Below are 25,360 nucleotides of genomic sequence, written 5' to 3'. Positions count from 1 at the left end.
ACAGGGCGAAAAAGGAGGGCGAAAAGTGTTGTATTTTTTAAGCATATTGGTTTTTTCAGGTGTTATTTTTATTCTTGTCTCTGTGCTGCTATTTGTTGAATCAAAAGTGACCAGCAAGGGTGAGTTTGAAATCACAATTAATGACAATACAGATGAGCCAATCAAGATTTCAGGTAACCCGTCACTTTTATCTGCTTTGTCCCAAAAAGAGATTTTTTTGCCGTCAGCCTGTGGCGGCTCAGGCTCCTGTGGTATGTGCAAGTGTGAGGTCACTGACGGCGGGGGCAGTATTCTTCCCACGGAGTTGGCCCACCTGACAAGGAAAGACAAGCTTGCCGGAAAGCGCTTGTCCTGCCAGTTGAAAATAAAGAATAATCTTAAAATTAAAGTACCCGAGTCCATATTCGGTATTAAAAAAGTGGATGCCACGGTCATTTCAAATCATAATGTAGCTACCTTTATCAAAGAGCTGGTCATTAAACCCGAAATCCCCATTGATTTCAAGGCTGGTGCCTATGTTCAGATTGACGTGCCCGAGTATGACTTGACTTTCAAGGATTTTCATATTGAAAGCAAATATGTGAGTGAATGGAAAAAATATAATTTCCTGGAACTAACTGCAAAGGGTATTAAACAGGGATTCAGGGCTTACTCTCTGGCCAATCCTCCCCATGATAATGAAACCATGATGATGAATGTCAGAATTGCAACACCACCGCCGGGTACGGAAGGCATCCCGCCCGGGTTTGGCTCTTCATATGTTTTTGGTCTGAAACCCGGTGACAAGTTAACTGTCAGCGGTCCATACGGCGATTTTATGGCAAAGGAGACGGACAATGAAATGTGTTTTGTCGGCGGCGGTGCAGGTATGGCTCCTTTAAGAAGCCATATTCTTCATCAGCTGGACGGAATTCATACCAAACGAAAGATATCTTTTTGGTATGGAGCCAGATCTTTAAAAGAGATGTTTTATGATGATGTTTTCAAGGATCTTGAGCGGCAGCACGATAATTTCACCTATCATGTCGCCCTTTCAAACCCGGATGAAGAAGACCGATGGACCGGCATGACAGGGTTCATTCACACCCATCTGTGCGAGGCCTATCTGTGCAAACACGAAGATCCCACGCAAATAGAATATTACCTTTGCGGTCCGCCCCCCATGATCAATGCCATTATCAATATGCTTTACGATCTCGGCGTGGAAGACGACATGATTTTTTTCGATAAATTCTAGAAAATATACAATTTTTTATTAAATTTTTTTAATCACATTTATAAGGCCTGCTGCCAAAGGATGGGTATTGCTGATAAAACAGATGATTTTTGATTGAGAGCGATCCGGAAAAAGGGTTGCTATACATCACTCCAAGAGTAAAAAAGCGATCAAATTTTCATAAAATTCGATTTCAGGCTGATTTTGAACCTTCTTTTTTGAATGAGACGATCATATTATGTAAAAGGTGGGACACACCCAGTAATCCATGTAATCCAGAAGCTCTTCTCTGGTATACGGTTCCAGTTTTAACCGGAACCGTATTCGGCTTCCCAGGGATACCAGGGCTCTTGTTCTGAACCGTTCCGGCAGTCGGTTGTCCCCGCTTAACTGAGTAAGCATTGAGACTGGTCTTTTACCGGTTTTGATCCGGCAGAGCCGATGCTTTCAATAGCCAGAAAAAAAGTGGCAGCCGCTTCTCTGGAGAACAGAATCACCCTTGTACGGTGCTTAATTAATGATGTAGCAGAAAAGGATTTTGACGCTGCCACATCTATCCTGGTTATGCTCTTTCAATTATTCTTTTAAATCCTTCAAATTTTCTCCCCTGGCAAGTGCCAGATACCCCTCCCGTAAATTATTAGTTGCATTTAAAGAGGCCTGGTGATATCTGGATTCTTTTTTATTCACAGTCCGGAAATAGATAGCATCTGATTTGGAGCGAATTATCGTTCCGGCAGGTATCATGGTGTAGGAAGGAATCGTCACATGCATAATCATTGTGCCAAGGCCAACCCATGTTTCTTTTTTTAAAACGGCATTGTAAACCGTGACCCGAAGTGCGAGAAAACATTCATCTTCGATGGTACACGGTCCGTGGATGATTACACCGTGGGCCAAAGTAACCCGGGACCCTATTTCAACCGAGCTTCCTCCTGAAGCATGAATATTCACCCCGTCATGGATATTTGTTTCAGCGTTTATTGTGACGGGCCAGACCTTACCGTCCGGTCCTGGTTCGTCTGCCCGGATGACAGCCGTTGGACCTACAAAAACATTCTGTGCTATGTGGACATTCCCGACAATTACAGCCGCAGGGTCAATATAGGCAGAAGGATGAATTTGGGGCCTGTCTCCGACTGTATTAGGTCGGATGTTACTGCAGAAATCTACCATAATGATCACTCCTTTCCATATGTGCTTTGCGTTAAGGTTCAATTGATGATCGTTTCCGCTTTCCTATCCTTTATTCCACTTTACATAAAAAGGTCAACAATATAAACATTTTTATTTCTGTGGAAAAGAGGGACGCCCTTAATCAAACTATAAGGGAATAGATATTGACAATTTTGACTTTTTCAGAAAGGATCACCTACGGATTTCAAGTTGTTGAATCAAAGGATGTATCAATTGATTCTGGGTTGCATGTTAGAAAGGGGAATGAAATTTTTTATCAATGGGGTTACATAATAAAAACGGTTCATTACCAAAATATCGAATGTCTTTTACCGTTGGAGGACTGTTTTATCAAGAATCCGTCTCAGCAGCAGAGCTATATTTGAAAATTAAAGACTGGGCAAAAGTCCGGGAAAAAATATTAAAAACCAACCTATTCCAGGCAAGGACAAGCAATTCTCTTGAAAGGATATGCCGTGAAGTACTCTCCCGTCTAAAAAATCTTTCTTCGGAACAATTAAAAATAATTCACGACGGTTCAAGGCAGGAGCAACTCCAGATTCTTTGGATTTCAGTTTGTAAACGGTATGATTTTATCCGTGATTTTGCTGTTGAAGTAATTCGGGAAAAGTTTTTACTCATGAACTATTCTATAACAGACGAAGACTATACTATTTTTTTTGACACCAAAGCTGAATGGCACAAAAATCTGGGAAAGCTCAAAGACTCAACAAAAAAAAAACTCAAACAGGTTCTTTTCAGAATACTCCGGCAAGCGGAGATCACATCAGAGAGGAACATAATACTGCCCGCAATATTAACCAAACGAGTTGCCAGGGCTTTGTTCACTGACAAATCCGGGATATATCTTGTACTGCCGGTCTCAGATACAGATTTCAAGGAGTTTATAAAATGACTGTTGATACGCAAACACAACCAATACCGGAAAGATTCAAACATCTTCAGACACTGATCAGCAGTGATCGATTCTTAAAAAAACAGGGACTTGGAAATGAAGTTCCTTTTTTTATCTGTCCATATCGACCTTCCGAAGCTGTTGAAATGGAAAGGATGCTAAAACAGTTGACCAACAAATTGTCACAAACCGGCGTTCAGGTTCTGGAGATCAATTTATATGACATATCTGTTGAGATCTTGAAAGAAAATGGTGACTGGGAATGGTATCTGGAAGAAGAGTCCAAGATGACCAAAGATGAGTTAAAAGAAGAGTTACAGTCCATTCTGGATATTGAAACCGTGTTGGTGCCTGCAATCGCAAAAACCATAACAGAACAAGATCACGATGTTGTTTTTATGTCCGGTGCAGGTGAAGTATACCCCTATATCCGGTCTCATAATGTTTTGAATAATTTGCAAAGCACAGTCAAGAACCACCCCATGGTCATGTTTTTTCCGGGGGAATATACCCATTCACTGGAATCAGGCGCATCCCTGGATTTGTTTGGCAGGCTGCACGATGACAAATATTATAGAGCATTCAATATATATCACTGCGAGATTTGATTTAAGGAACTTGAAAATGGCATTAAAAACCATATTTGAAAAACCGGTAGACAGATCCATAGAAGGTGTCATTAAGGCAGATGATCAAGCAAGCCTGCGTCTTGAAGTTGAAGAATATGTTTTAACCAATGAAGTTGAAAAGCGCCTGGAATCCTTTCTTGACGCATATAACAACTATGACGGAGCAAATGGCGTATGGATATCCGGTTTCTTTGGGTCCGGCAAGTCCCATCTGCTGAAGATACTGGCCTTGCTCATGGAAAACCGTGAGGTTGAAGGGGCAAAAGTACTGGACATTATACTTCCCAAATGCGGCGATAATCAGATCCTTAAAGGTGACCTGAAAAAAGCTGTCAGCATTCCTTCAAAAAGCATCCTGTTCAATATTGATCAAAAGGCGGATGTGATCAGCAAGACTCAAATAGATGCGCTGGTGGCGGTATTTGTAAAAGTATTTGACGAATCCTGCGGATATTATGGGAAACAGGCCTATATTGCCCAGTTTGAAAGAGAACTTGACCGGGACAACCTGCTGGATAAATTTAAAGATGCCTTTAAAACAGCGTCCTCAAAAGACTGGGAATGGGGAAGGATGAGGGCCAAACGTGTGGCAGCCCATATTGACGAAGCATACCAGTGCGTAACCGGTCAAGAGGTCACGGCTATACTTGATAAATATCGAAGTGATTACAGTCTGTCCATTGAAGACTTTGCCGAACAGGTTAACAGCTATATTGAAACGCAGGAAACCAATTTCCGGTTAAACTTCTTTGTGGATGAAGTCGGCCAATATGTTGCGGACAATGTCAAGCTGATGACCAATCTTCAGACCATAGCAGAAAGCCTTGCAACCAAAAGCCGTGGGCGAGCCTGGATCATTGTGACGGCTCAGGAGGACATGAATACACTTGTCGGTGAAATGAACAAGCAGCAGAGCAACGACTTTTCAAAAATCCAGGCCAGATTTGAGAACAGGATGAAACTGACCAGTGCGGATGTGGCTGAAGTTATCCGGAAGCGGTTGCTGCAAAAAAATGATACCGGGATTCATAAACTGTCCAAAGTGTATGATGATCAGGTTAATAATTTAAAAACCCTGTTTGATTTTGCAGACGGTGCCCAGCTATACAGAAATTTTAAAGATCAGGACCACTTTATCCATACATATCCTTTTATACCGTATCAGTTCATCTTATTTCAGACAGCCATCCAGAATCTGTCCATGCACAACGCCTTTGAAGGAAAGCACAGGTCTGTTGGAGAACGGTCTATGCTCGGGGTTTTTCAGCAGGTGGCGGTTCACATTTCAGACTATGAAGTGGGCCGGCTTGCCACATTTGATCTCATGTTTGAAGGAATCAGAAGTGCCTTAAAAGCCCAGATCCAAAGATCCATACAGCTTGCTGAAAGACATCTGGACAATAAATTTGCAGTACAGGTTCTCAAGGCACTGTTTCTTGTAAAATACATTAAAGAATTCAGGGCCACACAAAGAAACCTTACGGTTCTGATGCTGGATGAATTTAACAAGGACATGGGGCATTTGAACAAGAACCTGACTGAAGCATTGAACCTTCTTGAGCAGCAGACATATATCCGGAGAAACGGCCAGGTATTTGAATTTTTGACAGATGAAGAAAAGGATGTTGAAGAAGAAATAAAAAACACAGACATTGAAGCCTCTGCTGTAGATGACCACCTGTATAAAATCGTTTTTGACACCATCATAAAACTGCGAAAGATACGATATGACCAAAATGGCCAGGACTATCCATTTTCAAGAAAGATGGATGACAAGCTGTTTGGACGGGAACATGAACTGAGCGTCCATGTCATAAGCCCCTTTAATGAGAATGCAGACAATGAACAAGTCCTGAAAATGCAGTCGGCCGGAAGAGATGAGCTTCTGGTGATTATGCCCCCGGATGAACGCATGATGCGTGATCTTCTGATGAATGAAAGAACCAATAAATATATCCGCCAAAACATCTCCACCACCCAGCAAGAATCCATCAAAAGAATCTTAACAGACAAAACTTTACAGAACCAGGAACGGTATAACGATCTTAAACAGCATATTGAAAACCTTCTTGGTAAAGCAAAATTGTTTATCAATGCCAATCTGGTTGATATCGGCGGTACAGATCCGCAGGCAAGAATCATAAAAGGATTCCATGACCTGATTGTCAGAACTTACCCGAATCTCAAGATGCTTAAAGATTTTACCTATACTGAAAGCTATGTTTCCAAATGCCTGAAGGACAGCGGGAATCTGTTTGGTGATGATGTAACGCTTCTCAGTGAAGCAGAACAGGAGATGCTGTCATTTGTTAAAGCCAACAAAAAAAACGGTATCAGAACCACGGTCAAAAGCCTTATTGAACGGTTTGAGAAAAAATCCTACGGCTGGTATTATGCCGCTGTTTTGTGCATCGCAGCCAAACTCTGTGCAGCAGGAAAGGTGGAGTTGAATTTTGACAGTAATATCCTTGAAGATGACCAGCTTGAAAAAGCATTGTTAAATACCCATGTCCATTCAAACCTGATCATTGAACCTTTAAATGATTTTACCGCAGCCCAGATCCGCAGCCTGAAACAATTTTACGAAGAATTCTTTGACAGCCCGACATCCTCTACAGAAGCAAAAGCGCTTGGCAAAGAAACAACAGAAGCCATTAAAGAAAAAATTGAGTCACTGTCAGGGCTTGTTGCCAAAAGCCATAAATATCCATTCCTGGCCGGGTTGGAGAAAATTACAGCAATACTCAAAGAACTCAAGGCAAAACCCTATACTTTCTTTTTAACCGATTTGCACAAAATTGAAGACAGCCTGCTGGATATGAAAGAAGATGTAGTTGATCCTATTCAAAGGTTCATGAATGGCCCCTTGAAAACGATCTATGATGATGCCGTCAATTTTTTAAAGCGCCAGGAGCATAATTTTTCTTATATTGACGGGGATGAATCCGGCCAGATTCTTGCCATATTAAAGGATAGCAGTTGTTACAAAAACAATAAGATGAGTCGGGTTAAATCCCTGGTTGAAACAGTGTCTGATAAATTGGATGAAAAACTTAAAACAACCCGACAGGTGGCAATTGACAAGATCAATAGCCTGCTCAATAAAATGATCGGCATGGAAGATTTTATACGCTTGTCTGCCAGCCTTCAGGATGAGTTGAAAAAACCTTTTGAAACACAACTTGAGACACTGCAGGATCAGACCCTGATCGCCATGATCAGTGACGCCCTGCGCCGGTTTGAAGATGATGAATACAATAACATCTTAAGCAAGCTGAGTTACCTTGGCCGACCGAAACCGGCATCACCTGATTCCAAACCGTCCAAATCAGATCAAACAGACTATGAAACTTCTATTGAAGACAGTTGCCTTGGAAAAGGAAAAATAAAAGAAGGGCTGGCAAAGCCAAAAGAAAAAGAAAATGAACCTGTCAAAGAAGTGGTGGGTATCAAAAAAATTGAAGTGAATTATTCCAAAGCCTGGATTGAAAATGAATTTGAAGTAGAAGACTATTTGTCCGTACTCAAAAAAGCCATTATCCGGGAAATAAACGCTGGAAAACGTGTACAGGTTTGACACGAATTTAATAGCAGAAGATCCTGACGGAGCAGATTAAAATTGAACACATCAAAGCTGAAACAATTTGCACAGAATGCGCGAAGACAATTGATAGACATGGTTGCAACAAAGCTGTCCATCGTGCTGGATACCAATAGTGCGGCCAGAAGAGAACGGGAAAAAGCCGTAAAAGATCTTGAAAAAAAAATCTCCCGGACATCCCGCGACCAGGTAATAGAAAAAGTGGCCTACATCTGGTTCAACCGGTTTTGCGCATTAAGGTTCATGGATGCAAACAGATATACCGCCATGGGTGTGGTATCACCTGCCCGGGGGTTCTCCCAGCCGGAAATCTTGATGGAAGCCAAGCAGGGCAATATTGATGACGGGTTGAGAATTGATCAAGAAAAAGTGTTTGGCCTGCTCAATGAAACCATTCCAAGCCCGGAGCCACAGCAGGAAGCATACCGGATGCTGCTGGTCGCAGTCTGTAACGATTACAACAGCATTATGCCGTTCCTGTTTGAAAAGATTGCAGACTTTACAGAACTGTTGATGCCCGATGATTTGTTGTCAGACAGTTCAATCTTGACCGCTACCCGTGAAGCCCTGTCCGAAGAGGCCTGTGCTGATGTTGAAGTGATTGGCTGGCTGTACCAGTTTTATATCTCGGAAAAAAAGGATGAGGTGTTTGCCGGGCTTAAAAAAAATAAAAAAGTGACACCGGAAGATATTCCTGCAGCCACACAGCTTTTCACACCCAACTGGATTGTCCGGTATTTGGTGGAAAATTCTCTTGGACGCTTGTGGATTTTGAATCATCCAGACTCCAGGCTTGTTGATAAAATGGAATATTATATTAAGCCGGAGCAGGAAGAAACAGATTTTCTTGTGATCAAATCTCCGGAAGAGATAAAAATATGCGATCCTGCCTGCGGTTCCGGTCACATGCTGGTGTATGCGTTTGAAATTCTTTATGCCATTTATGAAGAACAAGGATATGATGCCCCTCAAATTCCACAGCTCATTCTTGAAAATAATCTATACGGTATTGAGATTGATGAACGGGCAGGAGAGCTTGCAGCCTTTGCATTGTTTATGAAAGCAAGAGAAAAGTATCGTCGTTTCTTTAAAAAGAATGTGCAGCCAAATATTTGTGTCCTTGAAAATGTGTCTTTTAAAGAGCATGAGGTTAAAAGTTATATGGATGCAGTTGCCCCTGATCTTTTTACCATGGATCTTTCAACTTTACTGTATCAGTTTGAGGAAGCGGATAATTTTGGTTCATTGATTCGTCCTGAATTAACAAATATCCCTGATGTATTGAGTCTTTTAGACGAGAAAAAAGTATCTGATGATATTTTTCTTCAGAGTATTCATCAGAGGGTTTTGAAAGTTTTAAAACAGGCAGACTATCTTAGCCCTAAATATCATGTTGTTGTTGCTAATCCGCCGTATATGGGCAAAGGAATGAATAGTCGGTTAGGACGTTGGGTTAAGGATAATTACCCAAACAGTAGGGCAGATTTATGTGCGATGTTTATCGAACGTAATATAGATATGAGCCTTGGGAAAGGCTTGGTTTCCATGATAACCATGCACAGTTGGATGTTTTTAACTTCATTTGAAAAATTTCGTAAAAATGTAATTACTCATTATCCACTATTAACAATGGCGCATATTGGAGCAAGAGGTTTTGACAGTATTGGCGGTGAAGTAGTTTCAACAACGGCCTTTGTTATAAAAAAATCAAATTTGATCGATTATAATGGTTCATATTTAAGGCTCATTGAAGGTCGCAATGAACTTGAAAAAAAAAATATTTTTAAGAAGAACGCTAATAGCGGTGAATTACTATTCAATAAATCAATTAAAGCTTTTTATAAAATCCCTGGGCAACAATTGGCTTATTGGGCTAGTGAGAATATTCTAAATGGATTTAGTTTGCCCAAGCTGGGAGATATTTTTCATGTAAAAAGTGGTTTGACCTCGGGAGATAAGAAACGATTCGTAAGAGACTGGTTTGAATGCCAAATTGGGCACATAAATTTTACAGCGCAAAATGGAAAATTTAACGGACTAAAGTGGTTCCCTCACAATGATGGAGGAACAGTAAGAAAATGGTATGGTAATAGAAAAAGTGTTATTAACTGGGCTGATGATGGAGAAGAAATTAAAAATTTCTCAGGATCTACTGTAAGAAGTCCAATCCATTACTTTAAATCAGGTGTTACATGGAGTGATATAAGTACATCTTTTTTTGCGGCACGGTATCTTCCATCAGGCTCTGTGTTTGAAAATACAGGATCAATTGTCGTTGCAAGCGGTAGAGAGGCAAAAATTGTTGTTGGGTTACTTTGTTCTCATGTGGCCAAACAATATATGGATTTAATGAATCCGACCTTACATTATGGTGTCGGTGAAGTAGCAAAATTACCATTTAAAAAAACAAAGCAAGATATTGAATTTATCATAGCAAGATGTATTAAACTATCAAAATTTGATTGGGATTCTTATGAAACATCTTGGGATTTTAAATGTTTACCTTTGATTTGTGGAGAAAAAGAGTCAATAAAATTTTCTATTCCAAATTATCCTTTATCAACTAAAATAGAAAAATCTTACATAAAATTAAGATCTTTGTGGCAAGATATAACAGTGGAAATTCAAAAACTTGAAGAAGAGAATAATCGAATTCTACTTCAAGAGTATGAATTGCAGAATGAGTTGTCATCAAATGTGCCAATATCGGAGATTTCTTTAACCTGTAATCCATATTATCGTTATGGTGAAAATAAAAGCGATAAGGCTCTTGAAAAACAGCTCTTATCAGACACCATTAAAGAGTTTATTTCATATTCTGTAGGTTGCATGTTTGGCCGTTATTCATTGGATCGAGAAGGATTGGTATTAGCAAACCAAGGAGAAACGATAGAAAACTACCTTGCAAAAATACCCGAACCAAAATTTATCCCAGACGATGACAACGTAATCCCAATCATGGACGTTGACTGGTTCACAGATGACATAGCCGAACGATTCAAAAAATTTTTAAAAGTAACATTCGGAGAAGAACACTACACGGAAAACCTTGAGTTTATTGAAAAAGCCATTGGCAAGGATATCAGAAAATTCTTTCTCAAAGATTTTTACACCTATCATGTGAAAATGTACAAAAAACGCCCCATATACTGGATGTTTTCATCGCCAAAGGGCAGCTTCAATGCCCTGATCTACATGCACCGATACAGGCCGGATACGGTTTCCATAATCCTCAATGATTACCTCAGGGAGTTTAGAACCAAGCTGGCTGCCAGAAAAGACAACCTTGAAAATATCAGTATCAGCACATCTGCTTCTCAAGGAGAAAAAACAAAGGCCTTAAAAGAGATCGAAAAAATCAAAAAGGTGCTGGATGAGGTGAATGAATATGAACGGGATATCCTCTATCCCCTGGCGACAAAACAGATAGAAATTGACCTTGATGATGGAGTAAAGGTAAACTACCCAAAGTTTGGTAAAGCGCTTAAAAAAATTGCAGGGTTGAGTTGATATGCAGTTTTAAGACATAAGCTATTGTGGGAGAACAAATGAAATATGGAAGAGATAAAAACAATCTTGCAGGATAAGGATACAATGGAGTTTGATATAGAAGAACAGGAAGATCTTGACAATGAAATTGCTGATTTAAAAGAACCTTTTGATCCCAAACAAATTGATATCCAGATACAGCAGACAACTATGGATAATTTGATTAAAAGGTTGAAACACGATGAGATTGATCTTAATCCTGATTTTCAGCGAACTGCAAATCTCTGGAAAAATGAAATTCAGTGCCGTTTGATTGAATCACTTCTTATCAAACTTCCGATCCCTGCATTCTATTTTGATGCTTCAATAGATGAAAAGTGGGTGGTTGTAGATGGACTTCAACGGCTTTCAACCATTAAGAAGTTTGTTGTTGATAATGCCTTAAAGCTTAAAGGGCTTGAATTTATAAAAGAACTTGATACTAAAAAATATTCAGATCTGCCAAGAGCTTATCAACGTAGAATTGAAGAGGCTCCTGTTACTCTCTATCTTATAAAGCCTGGAACTCCAAAAAATGTTAAATACAGTCTTTTTTACCGTATTAATACCGGGGGGCTTATCCTGAATCCCCAGGAAATTCGACATGCATTAAGCCAGAATGCAAATAATGGGCAGGCTTCAATTTTTTTAAGCAGTATTGCCGATGCTGAGTATTTTAAAGAGTGTGTCATGGCTTCTTCAAGAAGGATGTTGGATAAAGAGTTGATTTTAAGATTTGTCTCATTCAGACTTACAGATTTTAACCAATACCGAGAACCCATGATAAAACACTTAAATAATACCATGGAGACCCTGGGAACCCTTGATCAGCAGGTATTGGATACATTAAAAAATGATTTTAAAAATGCTGTCATGCTCTCTTGGGAACTGTTTGGAGCTGATGCATTTAGAAAATCCCTTGCTAAAAAAGAGTCAAAAAAGATGATCAACAGGGCATTATTTGAAGTTGTTACCACTGTTTTTTCTTTGCTGCCCTATGATGAAAGAGAAATTTTAAAAGCAAGAAAAGAAAAGAGTGTTCAAAAATTTATAAATTTATTGAATAACATTGAGTTTTATAATGCAATAACTGTTTCTACTACATATTCTGATAATGTAAAACTTCGTTTCAATAAAGTAAATGAGGTCGTTCAATCTATTGTCAAGGAGGCATAAAAATGCTTCACTCCATAACCATTGAGAACTATAAAATTCTTAAAAATATTAAACTAAACTTAAGTAACCTGACCCTTGTTTCAGGTTTGAACAGCATGGGTAAATCATCTTTAATCCAGGTTATGCTTCTGCTCAGGCAGTCTTTTGAACAGAAGGTTTTAACAGACAGGGGGCTGTTGCTTAACGGCAGCTATATAAATGTCGGAAAGGGAAAAGATGCTTTATCCATAGATGCGGAAAACGAGATGTTTTCTTTTGTTCTTGAATGGGAAGATAAGAAAAACCTTGATATCAGTTTTAATTATAAAAGCAAATCTAATCTACAACCAATAAATAAACTGACACCTGACAAATTTGATTTCTCACAAGCTTTGTTTTCTGATAATTTTCAATATCTGGCAGCAGAAAGAACCGGCCCAAAAAACAGTTATCCGGTTTCAGAATATGATGTAAAAACTCTTAATTCACTGGGTAACAATGGTGAATATACTGCCCACTATCTTTTTGAAAATGGTGCAAAACAGCTTTTAAATAAAAAGTTACTACATGAAAAAGCCAAAAGTGCCACCCTGCTTGCCCAGGTGGATGCCTGGATGTCTGAAATTACCCCGGGAATTAAAATTACTGCCAATGTAATTGAAGATATAAATCAGGCAAGTCTTCATTACGAGTTTGAAACCGGAACAGGGTATACTGAAAAATTCAGACCGGAGAATGTTGGATTCGGGTTAACATATGTTCTGCCGGTCGTTACTTCCATACTTGCATCAAAAAAGGGAGATCTGATAATTATTGAAAATCCTGAAGCTCATCTTCATCCTGCAGGGCAGTCAGCAGTGGCAAAGCTTATGGCCAGGGCTGCTCAAGAGGGGGTACAGATTATTGTTGAGACCCATAGTGATCATTTTTTAAACGGTGCCAGGATAGCGGTATTGACTAAATTAATTGAGCCTGAAAACATATCACTTTTTTATTTTTTCAAACAATTAAATAATATTGAACATACAATCGATATGATACAACCCTTTATTGATAAAAATGGAAGGCTGGATGAATGGCCTGAAGGTTTTTTCGATGAATGGGATAAGAATCTTGATAAGTTGCTGGGGCATCTGTGATGCATGAGTTTCTGATCCTTAATGAAGAATCTCTCCCGTTTAAAACAAAAATTGATGCGAATAACCACCTGATTCACTTTTTTCAGGTTGTTAAAGTTGCATTTCAAGCCAGAGTCAGTCCCATTCGTGTGAGTGAACAATTTGACAGCCACTGGTATAACATTCTGCTGTCTGATAACTATTTTCTGCGGGAATGGATAAAAAACCAGGACAGGGATTATTCCATGCGTATTAAATCCCTGATATCCAGTACAGATATCCCTCAAATCCCCATTGACGATATTAATTGTGTTGACCACTTCAAATTATCGGAATTCTGTCTGGCATCAGATAATACAGTCAAAACGCCTTCCCTTGGTGCTGCATTTATGCTTGATGCGGTCGCCGTCAGTTTTTTAAGCAGTGATCTTTGGGATTTGTCAGGGATCGCTTTATTGTGGGATACAATTGATGAAAATGGAGAGATAGAGAAAAAAAAATGTGTTGCAAAAAATGCAGCCAGGGTTGAACATTGGAAAAGGCATTTTGAGCAGCTTCAAGAACAGCGAAAAGAGAGCAGTAGAAAGGGTACTCTTCTTTGGGATAAAAGGAATATTGAGTTTTCAAACCTGATTTTTTGCAATGACTGTAAAAAGAATTTTACTAACCTGTCAATCAACAGGGCAAATTATAACCAGCTCTGGAATAATCTTAAATTACTAAACGACAATATTTCTGAATGTAATTCTGACAAAAAATTAAAGAAACTGACACAGCTTAATTTTACCGATGAAAGCAGCAGAGTTAAAGAAAAATGATAATATCAGAAGGTTAGTACTCATAAAGATTTAAATTTAAAAAAGAACCAAAGATAAAGTACAAAGGCACAGGGCATAAGAATTTAAAGGTTCAAAAATAGTGCTGATTTTGAACCTTTAAATGAACCTATAAAGTTTTAACAGGATTAAGATGACGCAGATAATCAAATCCCTTGAAAAAATATTTAAAAAACACAGAATTGTCTTCTGGTACGATGCAAAAAAAGAGTTACGCAAAGATTATGAAGAACTTGAATTCCAAGACATTGAAAAAATTGAATTGAACAATAACGAGTTCAGGGTCAAGCATCGAATCCTTCGGGAAGAACCGGACAAGAAGTTTCTTTTATACCATGAAGCAGAGGCCCCTTCAGATCTGGACAACTGGCTTTTAGATGTTCAACTGGCATTTGGAGAATTCAGGGCAGACCAGTCAGCCCTCCGGCTTAATGAACTTGGTCTGGGCATTGAATTTGTCGATATTGTCAATGATCATGCTGTGTTTTTTAACGCCGCTAAAAGAAAAGAAAAATTAAAAAAGATCCTTGCGTCCGATGACACACAAAATGCTGTCAGGATAAAGATGCTTGCCGTATGTGCAGCATCAGAGCCACGGCTAGATGATATTCTTGAAAATCTTCTTTCCGAATCTGCCGTTAAAAAGGATGAGAAACTAAAGCTTATTGAAAACAGTGGTCTTGACGCATTTTTGTGGAACCGGCTGGAATTGAGTTTTGGTTATACATCTGATTCACCCGGGATTAAGGATTTTACGATTAGGCTGTTTAAATCATGCTACGACATGAGTCTGGGCAATGATTCAAATCTTGTTCCTGATGCATTGGTATTTCTCAAACGCTGGAAAGACAGTGTTAAACATCAGAAGGCGTTTGAAACATTATCAAAAGAATGTGCCGATATCCTGGCCATTGAAAAAGATCTTCAGACAAGAGACATCGCGTCTCTTGAGGAGATTGATTACTTTGAACTTGTGGATCTGAAAATATTAAGCGATCTGGTCAAGAGTGTTGTGGATCAGACTGTTTCATCCGGTGACCGGGAACGCTTAATCAGAAAAAGAAAGTTAAGTCACTGGTACAAAACATACAAAGCTCTCTACCAGGCCATTGATTATGGGGCACGGTTCATCAAATTTCTGGATGAGACTGAATTTGCCATCGAATCCATGGATGATGGGCTAACCAAGTATGCCAATTATTGGTATCGCCTTGATCAGCTTTATCGTAAATATATTTTCCATACCAGACAATCGGGCCAGGTCTCAATGCTCAAGGCGCTCTCAGATAAGGTTGAAAATATGTATTCCAATAATTATCTGCTGACGGTCAATAATAATTGGCAGAATCAGGTTGATAAATGTGACTGCTGGGGCAAAACCCGTATAGAATTTCAAAGACACTTTTTTCAGCAACAGGTGGTCCCCTTTCTTAACGACAAAAAAAAAGTGTTTGTTATTATCTCAGATGCCCTGCGGTATGAAATCGGGCATGAACTTCTCAGCCGTATCAGACAGGAAGACAGGTTTGATGCCAAAATCTCCCCAATGCTGACCACACTTCCCAGCTTCACCCAGTTGGGCATGGCATCTTTGTTGCCCAACAAGGACATACGGTTTTCAGACAATCATTCAACCACAGTTTTTGTGGACGGGAAAAGCACTCAAGGCACGGAAAACAGATCAAAGATTCTCCAGAATGCTGTAAGCGGAGCAGCCAGGGCCATGAGAGCGGATGAACTCATGGGAATGAATAAAACCGAATGCCGAGAACTGTTTCGGGAACATGATGTGGTTTATGTCTATCACAATCTGATTGATGACACCGGAGACAAAAAAGAGTCGGAAGGCCGGGTTTTTAATGCGGCTGAAGATACCCTTGAGGCGTTAATAAAAATTATAAAGAAACTGGTTTCAGCCAATGCCACCAATCTTTTAGTGACTTCGGATCATGGGTTTATCTATCAGGATCGGGTGCTTGAAGACAGTGATTTTCTTGGCACTGATATCTCCGGCATAGAGGCGTTGCATCGTGACAGGCGTTTCCTTCTTGGTAAAGACTTGCCACAGAGTACCGGCATGAAATGCTTTACTGCAAAACAAGCCGGTATTGAAGGTGATATGGAAATCCAGATACCCAAATCCATTAACAGATTACGGTTAAAAGGGTCTGGCTCCAGGTTTGTTCATGGGGGGGCAACATTGCAGGAAGTGGTTGTTCCTGTCATCAATATCCATAAAAAACGGACGAGTGATATCTCCAAAGTGGGTATTGATATCTTTAGCGGATCTACATCGTTTATAACCACCGGCCAGTTCGCAGTAATTTTTTATCAGGCTCAGCCGGTTACGGATAAAGTTCAATCAAGATCATTGCGGGCCGGGATCTATTCAAAAAATAACGATCTTGTTTCAGACTGCCACAATCTGAACTTTGAATTCACTTCTGAAAATCCAAGAGAAAGAGAATTAAAAATACGGTTTGTCCTGACCCAAAAGGCTGATGACCAGAATGAACAGGAGGTCTATTTGCGCCTTGAAGAAAAGGAGCCGGGAACCGCTTACTTTAAAGAATATAAATCAGCACGTTATGTGATAAGAAGATCATTTACCAGTGATTTTGACTTTTAGGGATAACTATTATGACAGCGCTTGATGACAAGATAAATGAACATTTTTCAGGACTCGTTGTTCGAAAAGATCTGGTTAAAACAGTCAAAGGCAACGCCATTGTTCCTTCCTATGTTCTTGAATATCTGCTGGGGCAGTATTGTGCCACGGCAGATGAAGAAAGCATCAAAACAGGGATTGATACTGTTAAAGATGTCTTAAGAAAGCACTATGTTCATCGGAATGAATCAGGATTGATCAAGTCTGTTATCAGGGAGAAAGGCCGTCATAAGATTATTGATAAAGTCAGTGTTGCCCTTAATGATGCAAAAGATGTATATGAAGCATCTTTTGCCAATCTGGGGATCAAAAAAGTTTTAGTTGATTCAGATACGGTAAAAAAACATCCCAAACTTCTTGTCAGCGGGGTCTGGACCATTGTGGATATGGAGTATGAACATTTCGAGGACAAGTCAACCTCACCCTGGATCATCAACAAACTCAAACCCATCCAGCTTTCGCATTTTAATTATGATAATTATATTGCCGCAAGAAAACAGTTCAACACGGATGAATGGATAGACCTTTTGGTCCAAAGTATCGGTTTTAACCCTGAAAAGCTGGGCAAAAGAAGTAAACTTCTGCAATTGGTCCGTCTGATACCATTTTGTGAACGAAATTATAACCTGATTGAGCTTGGCCCAAAAGGGACAGGCAAATCGCATGTCTTTTCCGACTTTTCTCCCCATGGTATCCTGATATCAGGCGGAGAGATCACCGTACCCAAGTTGTTTGTAAACAATAATTCCGGTAAAATCGGCCTTGTAGGATATTGGGATATAGTTGCATTTGATGAGTTTGCAGGTAAGAAAAAAAGAGTGAACAAAGCACTTGTGGATATCATGAAAAATTACATGGCCAACAAATCCTTTTCCCGGGGGGTGGAGACCATCGGTGCAGAAGCATCCATGGTATTTGTTGGAAACACCCGGCATACTTTGCCGTATATGCTCAAGCACACGGATCTCTTTGATGAATTGCCGGAACAGTATTATGATTCAGCGTTCCTGGATAGAATCCACTTTTACCTTCCCGGCTGGGAAGTGGACATTATCCGTGGAGAGATGTTTTCCAATGGATATGGATTTGTAGTGGACTATCTTGCTGAAATCTTAAGGTCACTCAGAAACCATGATTACTCAGACCTGTATGCTCAACACTTTAACCTGGTAAGCGATATTTCAACCAGGGATAAGGACGGTATAAATAAAACCTTTTCCGGCATGATGAAAATTTTATTTCCTCACAAAGAGGCAACTGAAAAAGAGATAAAAGAGGTGCTGCAGTTTGCAATTGAAGGCAGAAAAAGGGTGAAAGACCAACTGATGAAAATTGATTCCACCTATGCTGCTGTAAGATTTGCATACACCTGCAATGATGGTGGAAAAACCATCCATGTGAAGAGCCTTGAAGAGGAAGAGTATCCTCAGTATTTTGGTTCGTTTCAAGACAAAGAATCTGAAACTGAAATTGATCCGCAACAACTTGAGCAGCCCAATGTTCAAGACGCTGCCAAGGAAAAATTATCCGAACTCAAAGAAAGACAGGTCATTGTGCAAGAAAATCAACGTGGCGTAACATATGACAAGCTCTTTGATCAGTATCTCCAGGGTGCCAGAAAAATAACAGTGACAGATTCATATATCCGTATTTTTTATCAGATCAGAAACTTCATGGAGTTTCTTGAAACCATAGCCAAGATCAAACCTAAAGACGATGAAGTGAAAGTCCACCTGATAACGGCGGAAGATGAATTCAAAGGCCCGCAGCAGGTGGAAAATTTCATGAAGATCCAGGAGAATTGCGCCATAGCCGGAGTTAGATTTTCGTGGGAATTTGATGAAAACCAGATCCTCCATGCGCGGCATATTGTTACCGACCATGGCTGGAAAATCCTATTAGACCGGGGCCTTGATATTTTTCAGCACTATGAAATGAATGATTCGTTCTCCCTGAGCAACCGGCTTCAGCAATATAGATCCTGCAAGGCTTTTGAGATCACCTATTTGAGAGTTGACAGCTGATATCAAAGGATTGCGGAAGAATAAAAAATAAGAACAAAAGCAATTTGATTATAAAATGTTTTTGCATGATAAAAAAACAGGTTGACAAAAAATAATGGTTTATTAATATGCGCCAAGCATCATCATGAAGATGATATATTTTTAAGTACAGTGTAAATAAATATAAAGCAGCATCATAAAAATACAAAGCCACGAAGGCAGTGTCCCGGTGAACCGGTACTGGATTGGTGGTTTTTTTTTATGGGAAAAGACAGCCGCCTGAAAAACAGACAATGTAACAAATACTTCTATCAAAATTAAATGGAGGAATATATGCCCCGAATCTTTTTTGCAAAGGCGGCCACCCGGAATAAAATTTTTTTATCAAATTTTATTCTTTTACTTGCAGGCCTTCTGGCTTTTCCGGTTTTTATTTTTGCCGGAGATTCCGTTGAAAATGAAAAAATTTATAGCCTGGATGAAATCGTGGTATCCACAACCCGAAATGAAATACTGGTCAGTGACGCAGCACAAAGTGTCACAGTGCTTTCAAAAGAAAAAATCATGGCCTCGCCTTTTGAGCGGGTGGAAGACATTATTCGCATCGTTCCGGGGGTCTACAATACCCGGCATTTTGCAACACAGACAAGCGGGGTTTCAAATCCCATCACCGTTCGCGGTGTCGGCGGAAACAGGGTTCTGCTTCTGGTTGACGGTGTGCCGCAAAACGATAATTTTAACAACTCCATTGCCTGGGTGGCCTGGGGACACATCCCCAAGGAGGCCATTGAGCGCATTGAAATTGTCAGGGGGCCGACGTCTGCCATGTATGGATCAGAAGGAATCGGCGGGGTGATTCATATTATCACCAAAAAATCCGAAATCAATCGCAAGACCTCTGTCCGGGCCGAGGCTGGCACCTCAGACACCTATGCCGGCCATGTCTTTCACAGCCAGACAATAAATAATTTCGGCCTGCTGATTGCCGGCGGGTATGAGGAGTCAGACGGTTTTTATATGACGCAAGATCCTGAAGACTACGAGATCAAAAGGCACAGGGAAAGCGGAAAAGTTTTCGGGAAGGTGAGCTATGATTTGGATGATGTCTCAAGTTTGGATTTTGCCGCCTTGTATTATGATCATGAAACCGGTAAGGGGCGGCAATTTTTTTATGATGAACTTCAACTGAATCAGTACTCAATGAATTATACCCGGCAAATAGGCGGCAACATGGACATTAAGGGGCTGCTGTATTACAACCGGGCTGACAAAAGCGCTTACCAGGACAGTTCCAAGGATAATTTTGCAACGCTTCTTCGCAGAGAAGATGCGCCTTCATCAACATGGGGTGCGGACGTGCAGACCACACTGCCGATCAGTGACAGCATAAAGCTTACCCTGGGAACAGCTTTTAAAAATGTTTGCTGGGATTATGACGACGAGTTTGTCGGCAGCAACAGGGATGAAGGGGCAAAAGGCGTCCAGCAGCAACTTTCTCCTTTTGCCAATATGGATATTAATTTTATGGAAAAGCAATTGATTGTTAATATGGGTGCCCGCTATGACTGGATTAAAACCAGGGACGGTGCCAATTGGGATGATGACCCGGATGCTGGTGAGGCTTATAGTAACGAGTACGGATCAGATGAAGACAGCAGCTTTTCACCGAAACTTGGCATTACTTATCACCTGGATGATAAAACCACTCTGCGTGCCTCGGGCGGCAAGGGGTTTCGTGCGCCGAGCCTGTTTGAGCTTTACAAGGTACATGTGCGAAGTGGAGGCAGATCATTTCGGCATGCCAATCCTGAACTGGAACCCGAAGAGATATGGGCGTATGATATCGGTGTACAAAGAATGCTGCTGGAAAAGCTCCAGGGCCGCCTGACATTTTATCAATCATTTGCCAGTGATTATATCGGCACCCGGCTGACAAACTCCTATCAGAAAGGGGGTAAAACTTACAATGAATACGTTCTGGACAACATCAGCGAAGTTGAAATGCACGGGATTGAGGCGGAGTTGAACTGGTATCCGGCAAGCAATGTATCAATTTTCACAAATTACACCTGGAATGTTTCAAAAATCAAGGAAAATGAGGCCAATTCATTTGAAGAAGGACAGTATCTGACCAATGACCCCAAACACAAATTTCACGCTGGCGTAACCTATCAGAATCCAGAGCTTTTCAATGCCACCCTGCTATTGAATTACTATATTGATAAATACTACAATGTGGATGAAATTACCCAGGATACGGACGATTTCTGGAGCGCGGATATAAGTGTTTCCCGCCGGTTTTTTAACGGGATGACGGTTTACCTGAATGTGGAGAATATTTTTGACAGCGTGGACAATGAGGCCATTGCTCCGGGAACCATATGTTCGGGTGGTTTAAAATTCGAGTTTTAAATGTTTTTTTCAAAAACCAATTAACTATCAATGGATTCTTGCCAAACCGGTTGCGGCAGGAATCTGTTTGATCAAAAAGTTCAAAAACAAAGGAAGTTAAATTTATGAAAAAATTACTAACATTGACAATAATGCTTTCCATACTGTTTTTTGCAGTCGCATCCCATGCACATCATTTATGGATTGAGGCAGGCGATAATGGCTGCTACACAGTGAAGCGCGGTATGATTACGCAACGGACAGACATCTATAATCCTGCCTGTGTCACGGAAATCAGAGCGTATGCCGAAAATGAAAAACAAATATCCATTGACCGGGTCAACGAGACTGAGCAGGTGGTTTTCAAAACTGAAACACCGGCTGCCATGGCCAGTGTTGTCAGCAAATGGGGACATCGTGTCAATACAACCAGGGGTAAAAAACTTATGAACCGCCAGGAGGCTGAATCTGCCGGTTTTAAAGTTGTAAGTGCATTTTTTTCAACACAGTTTTCAAAAACCCTGTTCTTGCCGTCCAGTTTGAATCAAAAGCCGTTGGGATTAAAATTTGAAATGGTTCCAATTAGTGATCCAATTGGAGCAAAACCAGGTGAAACGCTTTCTGTTAAACTTTTGTATGAAGGCAATCCTCTGGCAGGGGCATCCATTATTATGAGGGGCGGACAGGAGTTTAAAACCGATAAAAACGGTGTGGCTCAAATCAATTTAAAAGATAAAGGAGTTCAACTGCTTTATGCCAGGCACAATGTTCCTGCTGAAAACAACAGTGAACTGGATTTTTTGAGGTTTATGACTTTTTTAACATTTGAGGTAACACCATGAAAACTTTTACTTTTTTATTTTTCGTTTTATTTGCTTTGGCTTTGCCGGCCGTGGCTGCTGCCCATGGCACAGACTACTCTCTTGTCATGGAAGAACAAGTCATTGCAGCAAAATTTTTTTATTCGGATAAAGAACCCATGCGCTATTCAGAAGTGCTGATTTTCAGCCCGGAAAACAAGGAGGTTGAATATCAAAACGGCCGGACCGATCAAGAGGGTCGGTTTGCCTTCTGTCCGAACAAACCTGGAATGTGGGGCATTAAAGTCAATGACGGTATGGGGCACGCTGTGAATACAACAATAACAGTAAATCCGTTAGCAGTTCCTGGTGAAAAGACCCCCAACGTAATGCAAAACAAAAAAAATCTTTTTGCCGAATCTTCCATGTGGCTCAGAATATTTTTCGGCTTAAGTTTATTGCTGAACATTTTCTGGGGATTGCAAACCTGGAAAGGGCATAATAAATAACGCAGAAGCCAATTCCATATGAACTGTATGGAATTGGCCTGAAATGTTTTTACCATCGGTGTTTTTTTATTTCATACTGCTGTTTTTTTTCGTTAAAGTCTTCTCTTAAAACAAATCCGGTATAATCAGCATCAAGTTTCCAATTGGTATGCCTGAACTGAACAATCAAGCCTTTGGGAAGGGTTGCTTTTTGGGCATCTATGACAGGAATATTTTTGTCTTCTTTGTACAAGGCCAATATGGTTTTGCCAAGCTCCGCTTTTTCTTTTTCAGAGCTTATTTTCATCTTTTTTAAAGAAGAAATGCTGTTTGACATATCAATAAACAGATCTCCATATTCATCATATTTCTTTTTTGACTCTTTTTCTAATTTTCTTTTGGTCTTTTTGAGGTCAAGGATTTTGTCCATATCATCCTTTGATTTTTGGGATTGTTTGCTTATGGATTCGATTTCGTTTTCAATTTCTGAGGTGTCTTTTTTTTCAAGGTTTTCAAATAAAACCCGCATCTTTTCCTGGATGACTTTAATGTCACTATTCCATTCCTGTATTGTGGCATTAATCTTTTCTATTTTTGTTTTGCAGGAGACAACCTCCACAGAATCACCTACAATCAATTTGCAGTTGCTCTCAAATAAGGTTTTTCTAAGAATTATTTTGTTTCTTGCTCGAATTATTGATGAAAGTAATTTTGAGTTAGTGATAATACAAAAATTATTACACGAAATGATCGAATTCGATACTTTATTATAAGATGTGCTGTTCGTTGATTTGGAATGTTCTATCAGGATGTTTTTTTCACTATTCACCGTACTGTTGAGAACCGAGGGTATCGTTACAGAACCTTGGGAAATGATTTCAGCATTGACGGCCTGTTTTTTTATTATCACATCACCACTGGTTACAACATGCCCTTTAAAAATATCAGCGGTCAGTGTTCTGCATTTTATTTTGACATTTTTGTCTACAATGCCATGAACATCAACATCGCAGTCGTGGTTTATGGCAGGGTTGTCGCAGGATAAATCAGCCGGGATAACGATAGTGGGAGAAACGGAAATAACACCTTTATCTGAAATGTTCGGCACACCATCACAGGTTGCCAGAAACGAATCTTTTTTTTTGATGACATTGGAACCTTTGGTAATATCAGGCACCCCTTTTGGAGCTATGACAAAATTTCTGTTGACATTGAATCCTGATTCTCCCGGAATTCGGATGAGTGTCAGAAGATTTGAATCTTTTGAAACAATGGGAGGAAATGTTTGTGTGTTATCCAGAGCGTCTGGTGAGGTAAAATTTATTTTTGGGATAAATTTTTCAGGAATTGGTTCGGTTCCCCTGGCAACGGTTATTTTTTCGCCTGGTTTGATTTTGTTTTCAAGCAACTTGTGAATGGCATTGGTGATGATACCATAGGTGATCTTTTTATTGTATAACCAGAGTGTTATATTGTTTGTTGTCATTGAACTGGGGATTTCTTTGTTGACTTGCAGATACGCCTGTATTCTGTTTTTTGAATAGATCAGCTGAAAATAAGAATCCAGCTGATTAATCATTTCCCGCTGGGCGTCTTTTATATTCCCTCCTAATTTCAGGTTGATAATTTCAATTTTGGTCTTCATTTGTTTTTTAACAATTTTTCTGCGGTCTTTTTCAGAAAGACCAAAATCTTCGACAAGGATATCTCCTATCCATCTTGGTTTGTTGATTTGTTCCGGGTTTTGGTTCTTGCTATTCGGGTTGCCGCTATATCTCTTTTTATAAGCCTCTCTTTCTAAATTTTGGAGTTTTAAAGCCTCTTTGATTTTTTCTTTATTCATTAAGTTCTCTTTAACAACAAGCACGCCAAAAACAGCGTTTTTTTCCTGTTCTTCAATGGCTGATTGGCAGATGGATCTGAGGGTTTCCTCCCAATCCTCTTCCAATATTCTGTTTTGAAGCAACAAAATTTCATCTCGGGTTTCAGGGGTCATCTCTTTTTTATGAACCAGAATGTCCCCAATGATATGATTTTTATTGTTTTTTTGATAAAGCCGGGTTTGATCAACAAGGGCTTTGTCGATAATATCTTTTGTGACAAATTTATTTTTTACAGCTATTTCACCGAATTTTCGGTCCATGGCCTTGATTTCCAGATGCTTTAAGCCATTGTGAAGAAAGTCAAGTTGTGATGCCTCCAACAGTCCGGTTTCAAGCAGTATAATATCAATATTTTTAACCCTTTTTTGTAAAAAATCATCAGTGATTTGCGTGAGCAGATTTGAAAAAATAACTTTTTGTTCAGATAGCTTTTTTTGAAAAGAGTCTTCATCTTCCTGTTCAATGTTTTTTTTCTGAATCAGCGTATTTTTTAAAAGTTGTTGGGCAAGCTTTATGATAATCTGATTGTATTTAAACTGTTCTTTGATAATGATCTGTGGAGAAATGAAGTTCTGGGACTCAAGGGCTTTATCAATTGTATATTGCTGTCCTCGTTTAACAGCATCTTCTAAAATAGTTCTAATGCTTTTATATTGTCCTTTTGAAATAAGTTTTTTTGTTAAAATTATTTCAAGGATTTTTAGATTGGAACGAAACATTGACAGTATGTTTTGATCTTCCCGGCTTTTTATTTGAGGAATTGATGCGTTCATAAGTTTTCCGGCCAGTTGCAAATTCTCACTGACAAGCCTTTTAAGAGTTTAATTTTACCTGTTTTTAGCCAATAAAAATAAGAGTCAAGATAGCAAAGTTAAGAGAATTAATGCAAGTTAATACGGCTATTTTCGATGATTTTAAATCAAATATTAATAGATTTTTTTTGTTTTTCCGG

General features: G+C 39.7%; 16 protein-coding genes. 13 read left to right on the top strand and 3 right to left on the bottom strand.

Going from position 1 to position 25,360, the window contains the following annotated elements:
• Window positions 1–25: 25 nt before the first annotated feature.
• Window positions 26–1,237: an NADH:ubiquinone reductase (Na(+)-transporting) subunit F gene (nqrF, locus tag TOL2_RS15350; protein ID WP_041279555.1), complete on the top strand. Its 1,212-nt coding sequence runs from the start codon at window positions 26–28 to the stop codon at window positions 1,235–1,237.
• Window positions 1,238–1,447: 210 nt separating this feature from the next.
• On the opposite strand, the gene TOL2_RS24965 is transcribed toward nqrF, so the two are convergent.
• Window positions 1,448–1,618 (bottom strand): hypothetical protein, encoded by a 171-nt coding sequence (locus tag TOL2_RS24965; protein ID WP_158406125.1) that lies wholly within the window; start codon window positions 1,616–1,618, stop codon window positions 1,448–1,450.
• A 174-nt stretch (window positions 1,619–1,792) separates the two neighbouring features.
• Window positions 1,793–2,392, bottom strand: a complete 600-nt coding sequence (locus TOL2_RS15345) for an LbetaH domain-containing protein (protein WP_014958237.1) — start codon at window positions 2,390–2,392, stop codon at window positions 1,793–1,795.
• A gap of 280 nt (window positions 2,393–2,672) precedes the next feature.
• Here TOL2_RS15345 and TOL2_RS15340 point away from each other — a divergent pair, with 280 nt between their 5' ends.
• The 12 genes from TOL2_RS15340 to TOL2_RS23740 all read left to right on the top strand — a co-directional run bounded on the left by TOL2_RS15340 (window position 2,673) and on the right by TOL2_RS23740 (window position 22,546).
• Window positions 2,673–3,308 (top strand): DUF1819 family protein, encoded by a 636-nt coding sequence (locus tag TOL2_RS15340; RefSeq protein WP_014958236.1) that lies wholly within the window; start codon window positions 2,673–2,675, stop codon window positions 3,306–3,308.
• Window positions 3,305–3,916: a DUF1788 domain-containing protein gene (locus TOL2_RS15335; RefSeq protein ID WP_014958235.1), complete on the top strand. Its 612-nt coding sequence runs from the start codon at window positions 3,305–3,307 to the stop codon at window positions 3,914–3,916. Before TOL2_RS15340 ends, TOL2_RS15335 begins: the two co-directional genes overlap by 4 nt.
• Before the next feature lie 16 nt (window positions 3,917–3,932).
• Window positions 3,933–7,514: a BREX system P-loop protein BrxC gene (gene brxC / locus TOL2_RS15330; RefSeq protein WP_014958234.1), complete on the top strand. Its 3,582-nt coding sequence runs from the start codon at window positions 3,933–3,935 to the stop codon at window positions 7,512–7,514.
• A 42-nt stretch (window positions 7,515–7,556) separates the two neighbouring features.
• On the top strand, window positions 7,557–11,048 hold the full coding sequence (gene pglX, locus TOL2_RS15325; RefSeq protein WP_014958233.1) for a BREX-1 system adenine-specific DNA-methyltransferase PglX: 3,492 nt from the start codon (window positions 7,557–7,559) through the stop codon (window positions 11,046–11,048).
• Window positions 11,049–11,093: 45 nt separating this feature from the next.
• Window positions 11,094–12,242, top strand: a complete 1,149-nt coding sequence (locus tag TOL2_RS15320) for a DUF262 domain-containing protein (RefSeq protein ID WP_014958232.1) — start codon at window positions 11,094–11,096, stop codon at window positions 12,240–12,242.
• A 2-nt stretch (window positions 12,243–12,244) separates the two neighbouring features.
• Window positions 12,245–13,360 (top strand): AAA family ATPase, encoded by a 1,116-nt coding sequence (locus TOL2_RS15315; RefSeq protein ID WP_014958231.1) that lies wholly within the window; start codon window positions 12,245–12,247, stop codon window positions 13,358–13,360.
• Entirely contained in the window at window positions 13,360–14,157 is a 798-nt protein-coding gene (locus tag TOL2_RS15310) for a hypothetical protein (protein WP_014958230.1), read from the top strand. The genes TOL2_RS15315 and TOL2_RS15310 overlap by 1 nt, the downstream gene beginning before the upstream one ends.
• Window positions 14,158–14,308: 151 nt before the next feature.
• Window positions 14,309–16,804, top strand: a complete 2,496-nt coding sequence (gene pglZ / locus TOL2_RS15305; RefSeq protein WP_014958229.1) for a BREX-1 system phosphatase PglZ type A — start codon at window positions 14,309–14,311, stop codon at window positions 16,802–16,804.
• A gap of 11 nt (window positions 16,805–16,815) precedes the next feature.
• Complete coding sequence (brxL, locus tag TOL2_RS15300; protein ID WP_014958228.1) at window positions 16,816–18,867, top strand: BREX system Lon protease-like protein BrxL; 2,052 nt, start codon at window positions 16,816–16,818, stop codon at window positions 18,865–18,867.
• Between the two features lie 312 nt (window positions 18,868–19,179).
• On the top strand, window positions 19,180–21,258 hold the full coding sequence (locus tag TOL2_RS15295; protein WP_014958227.1) for a TonB-dependent receptor plug domain-containing protein: 2,079 nt from the start codon (window positions 19,180–19,182) through the stop codon (window positions 21,256–21,258).
• Between the two features lie 104 nt (window positions 21,259–21,362).
• Window positions 21,363–22,079, top strand: a complete 717-nt coding sequence (locus TOL2_RS15290) for a DUF4198 domain-containing protein (RefSeq protein ID WP_014958226.1) — start codon at window positions 21,363–21,365, stop codon at window positions 22,077–22,079.
• On the top strand, window positions 22,076–22,546 hold the full coding sequence (locus TOL2_RS23740; RefSeq protein ID WP_014958225.1) for a hypothetical protein: 471 nt from the start codon (window positions 22,076–22,078) through the stop codon (window positions 22,544–22,546). The genes TOL2_RS15290 and TOL2_RS23740 overlap by 4 nt, the downstream gene beginning before the upstream one ends.
• Before the next feature lie 49 nt (window positions 22,547–22,595).
• Here the strand turns inward: TOL2_RS23740 and TOL2_RS15280 are convergent, their stop codons facing one another.
• Window positions 22,596–25,181, bottom strand: a complete 2,586-nt coding sequence (locus TOL2_RS15280) for a hypothetical protein (RefSeq protein WP_041279554.1) — start codon at window positions 25,179–25,181, stop codon at window positions 22,596–22,598.
• Window positions 25,182–25,360: the final 179 nt, after the last annotated feature.

It is taken from the genome of Desulfobacula toluolica Tol2 (assembly GCF_000307105.1).
GTDB lineage: Bacteria > Desulfobacterota > Desulfobacteria > Desulfobacterales > Desulfobacteraceae > Desulfobacula > Desulfobacula toluolica.
This window is presented reverse-complemented; position numbering and strand designations above follow the sequence as displayed.